The organism is uncultured Helicobacter sp., assembly GCF_949282165.1.
In the GTDB taxonomy this organism is placed as follows: Bacteria; Campylobacterota; Campylobacteria; order Campylobacterales; family Helicobacteraceae; genus Helicobacter_F.
This window is the reverse complement of sequence record NZ_CASDOV010000033.1, coordinates 1-6,502: the sequence shown is the minus strand read 5'-3', so window position 1 is coordinate 6,502 and position 6,502 is coordinate 1. Positions and strand designations below refer to the sequence as shown.

Here is a 6,502-nt window from a genome sequence, read left to right as displayed (position 1 = left end):
TTTTTGCTGCGCTTTTCTTGCAACCCGTTGGCTCTTTTTGCGCAATCGGGGAGAGAGCCTCGCTATCTCCGCTTCTAGCGCAATCGTTGCGGAGGCACTACTGCCTCCTTGCCCCAACGATTGCACACCACGAAGCGGGCGAGTGTCGGTATGCGCTGACGCGCTACACATTTTATTGGATTTTTGCTCTGCAAAAATGGCAGAATCTATTGGTATAGATTCTGCTCGGCTCGTGCTTGCGCACGCACTATTGTTTATATTTGGCAAAGCCTTGCTAGGATTTTTTGGCGTTGTGGATTGCGTAATTGATTTAGATTCTAAAAAGCTAGAATCTGTGAGGCTAGATTCTAAAATCTATTAGCCTAGATTCTGCAATGCCTTAGATTCTAGATGTGGCTTGTGTGAATCTTGGCTTTCTCTTTGGGAGTGGCTTATGAATCTGCGCTATATTCTATCGGGCTAGATTCCAAATCCCATCACTTAAATGTTACCTTATTACCAAGTTTTCATAAAATGAAAATAATTCTTATAACAAAAAAAAAAAAAAATCATTATAATCACACACAGGAATCAATTAGCAAGAGATTTCAGCACAATTCCATATAGGAGCACATAATGAAAAAGAGTATTATTTTTGTGAGTTTGGCATTTTGTCTCGCCCTTTTACAAGCACAAGAGGTGCAGGAGGAGCAAGAGGCACAAGAGGGAGCAAGCACGCAAACCACTAGCCAAAAGAACGAAGAGCGCGTGCGTTTGCAGAGCGTTGTCACCGCCTCTCCTATGCGATCCCAGCTCGATGAGCTCAGTCGGAATGTCTATGCGATTGACAAAGGCAATATCCAAAACAAGGGCTATCGCAGCACCGAGGATATTTTCCGCTATACGCCCTTTGTGGGGCTCTCTAATGTGGGCTTAGGGAGCAATCTCGACTTGCGCGGGCAGGGCAATCGCGCCAACACTTCCGTGCAGGTGCTCATCAATGGAATCTACTCCAATATGCTCGATTCAAGCCACGGCGTTACTCCGCTAAACACTCTCTCGCCTAACGCCATAGAATCTATCGAGATTTTGCCCGGCGGGGGCGCAGTGATGTATGGCAATGGCACACGCGGCGGGGTGGTAAATATCATCACACAAAAGCGCTATGAGCAGCCATACTTCAATGCCGGAGTGAGCTATTCTCATATCATCGCTTCCACGGGCGATAATTACAACGCCGATGCGCGCTTTGGCACCAAGCTCGGGCAATCCACCTATCTGACTATCGGCGCGGCATACATAAACCGCGGAGGTCCGCGCACGGGGGATAAAACCACGGGCGCGCAAGCCAACCTCGCGCTTATCCACGACTTTAGCCCCGGGCACTCGCTGAGCCTAGATGTGGATTATTTCACAGGCAAGATTCTCACGACACCTAATAACTCCTTTATGGATATCGCCAATCCGAGCAAGGACGATCGCAAAACTCCGGGTTATGGCTCGCTGCATAATACCCAAGATCGCCTCGATGTCAGTCTAGGCTATGAAGGGCAGATGAGCCAAAATTCTAAACTCGAGCTCAAAGCCTTTTATCATCTCAATCGGATTAAGTATGTGGATTCTGTAACGATGCTTAGTCGTTTTAACTATGGCAATTTTGCCTTTAATGATGCCTCCGCAGATCAGAGCGGCTCACTCTTTGACGATCAAAAGGCGGGATTAATCGCGAAGTTTGACTACAAGGGCGAAAAAAATCGCCTTATCATCGGCGCAGAATCTATCTATCACTATGGCAAACGCGTGATGAATCAACACCTCTATGGCACAAGTAGTGGGAGTATGAATGGGCTTACCACGGGGCCTAGCAGGCCTCCCCAAACACCTCCCAACAACACCTATAGTGGCAATGTCGTCTATGATCACACTATGAATATCCCAACTATTGGGAGCAAATGGATAAATTCTGTGTATGTGCTTGATAAATACGATTTTAGCAAGCGATTTTCACTCACGGGCGGGGTGCGCTATGAGCTCGCTCTGTATGACATAAAAAACAACTACAACACACAAGGCGCGCTTTTCTCCACCACAGGGCAGGAACTTTGGATAGGCGGGAGATTCCCTAGCTCTGCGCTTATAGGTGGGAGCGATGGGGCTGCTGGGCGATACACGCACACAAGACATAACTATGCGCTAGAGTTCACGCCGCGTTTTGCGTATTCTGACACGGGCAATGTGTATCTCAAATACGAAAAGGGGTATTTTTCTCCCTCGCCAAACTCTATGACACAGCGCAGCTCCTTAACCTACCAACCCACAAACCTCAAGCAAGAGGACTACCACACCTTTGAAGTGGGATTAAAGGACTTTTTGGGCGAGCATATGTTTGTCTCTGCCTCGGCGTTTTACACGCTCACACTCAATGAATTCTATACCATTGGCAACGCGCATTCTGTGGGCGGCGTGCAGTATGGCAACTACGACTTTACCCAAAGGGCGGGGATTGAGCTCTTTGCCGAGCAGTATTTTTTGGGCGATTCACTGCGCTTTAGCGAGAGCTTCACCTACATAGATGCTAAGATTCTCAAACTCAATGGCACAAGCGTGAGCTACCAAATCCCCTATGTGAGCAATTATAAAGCCACAATCGGCGTAAGCTATGCATTTAATAGGTTTCTTAGTATTTGGAATCAAAACACCTTCTATGGCGCGCAAAAGGACATTATGCAAGAAAAGAATGCCAACCACCAAGACACCATCCCCGCCTATAGCCTCACAGACATCGGGCTAAACCTCAAACTAGGGGATTTGAGCCTAAGTGGTGGCGTGCGCAATGTCTTTGATACCTTTTATTATAGCTATTACAATGGCAATGCCGCGGATACAATCGCGGGATATGGCTTCCTCATAGGGCAGGGTAGGAGTGTGTTTGTCGAGGGGCGATGGAGCTTTTAGGGCTTTGAGGGCGCGGGCTTTGTGCGATTTGGCGTGTGAGCGCACTAGCGGGCGCGATACCCACGCTTAAGCTTTGCTAGGCTACAATACGCGCCTTTATCACACACAAAAGGCGGAGTATGCAGCCCAAACTCTCTATCATCACCGTGGTGTATAACGACGCGGCACATATCATCGAGACGATGGATTCTGTCATACATCAGACTTATTCACATATCGAGTATATTCTCATCGATGGGGCGAGTAGCGATGGCACGACTAAACGCATAGAATCTAAAATCCTCTCGCTTGCGAGCATTACCCACAGGCGCGAGAGTGGAGATTCTCTCTACCTTGAGGCGCGATTAGATTCTAATCCTAACTTTAGCTTTAAGTTTTTAAGCGAGCGCGATGGCGGGATTTATGACGCGATGAATAAGGGCATAGAGCTCGCCACGGGGGAGTGGTGCAATTTTATGAATTGCGGGGATAGGTTTTTTAGCCCTCAAAGTGTGAGTGAGCTTTTTAGTGTGTATGAGGCTCATTTAGCACTTGGGGGGGAGGCAATAGCAGTCCTTTATGGCGATACGCAAATCATCTACGATGCGCAGCATAGCAAGATCCTCCACGCCGCGCCAAATGGGCGCAAAAACGCCCACAAATACCACCACCATTTTATCCACCAAAGTGCCTTTATCAATACTGCTGTGATGAAGCGCTACAAATACGATACACGCTTTAAAATCGCGGGGGATACGGACTTTTTTACCAAAGTCTATAACGATGGGTTTGGATTTTGGCATAGCGCGGTGGTGGTGAGTGCTTTTAATGTAGAGGGCGTTTCTAGCTCGCTCTCGTGGCGTATGTTTAGCGAAGATGTGCAAATCGGCGCGCGTTATCACAAGCTTTTCCCGCTGTATTACACCTTGCGCTATGTGTTTTGGATTATCCCGCGCGTGATTGTGCGCAGTGCGATCCCTGCGCGCTTTCGCAACCAAGCGCGGGTTTTGCTAGGCAAAAAGCAGCATTAGTATATTTAAGGAGAGAAAATGGAGAAGATAGAATCTAAAACCGCTAGCGACATTATAGAATCTAGAGAATCTAAGCCAACAGATTGGGGCAGTGTATGTGCGCGCAGCGGAGGCAATGGGGGCTTAGCTCCCATTGACGATAACAATTTGTCAAAGACAAATTGCGATAAAATTATAGAATCTAAAACCGCTAGCGACATTATAGAATCTAGAGAATCTAAGCAGATAGATTCAGGAAGTGTATGTTCGCCAAGATTCAATAATGGCGGAGCGAGTGGGGATTCACTCCTCGTGAGCGATAGCAATTTGCCACAAGCAAATTGCAATAAAATAAAAGAGCTGCGGATACATTTTTGCGATTTTGGCGATATGGGCGGGATACAGGCGCGTTTTGTGGATATGCTCTCCCAAAAGTTTCGCGTGGTGCTTGATCCTACAAATCCGCAATATGTGTTTTACTCCGTATTTGGGGGCGAGCATTTTAGATACAAAGAGTGCGTAAAAATCTTTTTCACAGGTGAAAACATCGTGCCTAATTTTAATTTTTGTGATTACGCCATAGGGTTTTCGTATATGGACTTTGGCGAGCGGTATGTGCGCTATCCTCTGTATTTGTTTTATGAGGAGGATTATCAGAGGGCATTGCACAAGCACGAGAACATTACCCAAGAGACACTAGAGAAAAAGAAGCGATTTTGTAGCTTTGTTGTCAGCAACGATAGGGGCGATCCTATCCGAAAAGAAGCCTTTGAAAAGCTTTGCGCGTATAAGAGGGTGGATTCTGGCGGGAGGTTTTTGAACAATATCGGAGGGCGCGTGAGGGATAAATTTGCCTTTGCACAGGAGTGCAAGTTCGCGCTTTGTTTTGAAAACTCCTCCACTCCGGGCTACACCACCGAGAAGCTTATCCAAGCAGCTGCAGCCCAAAGTGTGCCAATCTATTGGGGCGATGAGCGCGTGAGCGATGTCTCGGGGGGGGGGCATTAACTATAAAGCATTCTTACATGCTGCAAGTTTTGAGAATCTTAAGGAGCTTTTGTGTGAAGTGGAGCGCATAGATAATGACGATGAGGCGTATTTGGCAATGCTAAGAGAGCCGTTGTTTTTAGATTCTAAGCATAAGGAGCACTTTGATGCTAAGCTAGAGAGGTTTTTTGATGAGATTTTTAGCCTACCTCTAAAGGAGGCGCGCAAACGCTCAAGAAACTCCTTGAGTGCGCTTGAGGAGGGGCAATATGGGCGTTATGTTTGGTTTATTGAGAGTATCAAAAGGCTTATCCCTAAGCCTTTGCGCACTGCCCTTAGGAAACTCTAAAGGGCTTTTGGCTACAATCCCTCAAGTTTATGGAATGTAAAATCATTGTGGAGTCGTGTATGAGCCTACCAGCACCATTTTTTTCTATCGTTGTCCCCGTGTATAATGTGCAGGATTACATAGCGCGTTGTTTGGATTCTTGTATCAATCAGACTTTTAGTGATATTGAGATTGTGGTAATCGATGATTGTGGGAGTGATGATTCTGCACAAATCGCTAGAGCATACGCGACGCGAGATAGCAGAATCCAAGTCATCTCCAACCCTCGCAATCTCGGGACATTTAATGCGAGATTAGAGGGGATTAAACACGCAAATGGTGCGTATGTGATGTTTGTGGATGCGGATGATTATCTCGCCACAGATACTTGCCAGAGGGCGTATGCTAAAATCAATGCGTGCGCTACATTTTCAGAATCTAGTGCGTCAGAATCTAGCGCACCACTCGCGCGCAATCCCCATAATGAGCCTACAAAATCCCTGCCTGATATCGTGTTTTTTGGTATGCGCTTTGAGCCACGCACCTTTAAGCGCGTGAGTCCGCCCGTTATCACAAAAAATTTGCGTGATAGCCAGATACTTTGTGAAGTTTTCGCCCATCGTGGCACACCTCCGTGGCACGTATGGGCGAAGCTTTACAAAGCTTCGCACATAAAGCGAGTGCGTGAGGTAATCGTGGCACGTATGGGCGAGGATTCTCATCTCACGATGTCAGAAGATGTGCTTAAGAGCTTTTATCTCTGTGCGATGGCACAAAGCAGCGTGGGGATTAGGGACAAGCTCTATGTGTATTGTGAATCAAAAAGCTCCATAACGCGCAAGATTGATACACAAACACGCGATAGGAAGATAGCTGACAAACGACGAGTGATTGGCGAGATACGCGGGCTTAGCGAGGTGCCAGAAGTGGCGCGCAATGCGTGCTTCAAGCAAGCCCAAAGTAAGGCGATTGGTATTTTGCAAAGCACGATTGAGCTAGAGTATCGCTACGATACTCGTGCTCTCGGGGGGGGGGCATTTATAAATGTTTAAGCCCCTATTTGTATGCCTGCATAAAATCGTTGCGATTCCATCACAAGTGGCAGACCTATGTCAGAATCTTCGCCTACCTCGCCACGCTGGGCAAACTCAAAATCTAGCCAATCATTCCCAAAACCCCAAACCCACCAAACTCCTCCACCTCGCCTCAGACTCCTATCGTGGTGGGGCAGAGAGCGTCTTTCGCAATACCATTGAGCAAACCC

7 protein-coding genes are annotated in these 6,502 nt (G+C 47.2%); all 7 read left to right on the top strand.

Going from position 1 to position 6,502, the window contains the following annotated elements; all coding sequences use genetic code 11:
* Positions 1 to 361 (top strand): hypothetical protein (locus ACH2BK_RS09840; RefSeq protein ID WP_395003763.1); only part of this gene is annotated, 361 nt, incomplete at its 5' end.
* A gap of 254 nt (positions 362 to 615) precedes the next feature.
* A complete protein-coding gene (locus tag ACH2BK_RS09835; RefSeq protein ID WP_395003761.1) occupies positions 616 to 2,934 on the top strand; it encodes a TonB-dependent receptor in 2,319 nt (772 codons plus the stop codon).
* A 119-nt stretch (positions 2,935 to 3,053) separates the two neighbouring features.
* On the top strand, positions 3,054 to 3,944 hold the full coding sequence (locus ACH2BK_RS09830) for a glycosyltransferase family 2 protein (protein ID WP_395003759.1): 891 nt from the start codon (positions 3,054 to 3,056) through the stop codon (positions 3,942 to 3,944).
* A gap of 18 nt (positions 3,945 to 3,962) precedes the next feature.
* Positions 3,963 to 4,931, top strand: a complete 969-nt coding sequence (locus ACH2BK_RS09825; protein ID WP_395003757.1) for a glycosyltransferase family 10 domain-containing protein — start codon at positions 3,963 to 3,965, stop codon at positions 4,929 to 4,931.
* A complete protein-coding gene (locus ACH2BK_RS09820; protein ID WP_395003755.1) occupies positions 4,909 to 5,259 on the top strand; it encodes a hypothetical protein in 351 nt (116 codons plus the stop codon). Before ACH2BK_RS09825 ends, ACH2BK_RS09820 begins: the two co-directional genes overlap by 23 nt.
* A gap of 59 nt (positions 5,260 to 5,318) precedes the next feature.
* Positions 5,319 to 6,290 (top strand): glycosyltransferase family 2 protein, encoded by a 972-nt coding sequence (locus ACH2BK_RS09815; RefSeq protein ID WP_395003753.1) that lies wholly within the window; start codon positions 5,319 to 5,321, stop codon positions 6,288 to 6,290.
* Positions 6,283 to 6,502: hypothetical protein (locus tag ACH2BK_RS09810; RefSeq protein ID WP_395003750.1), on the top strand; the 220-nt coding region annotated here is incomplete at its 3' end. The genes ACH2BK_RS09815 and ACH2BK_RS09810, both read left to right, overlap by 8 nt.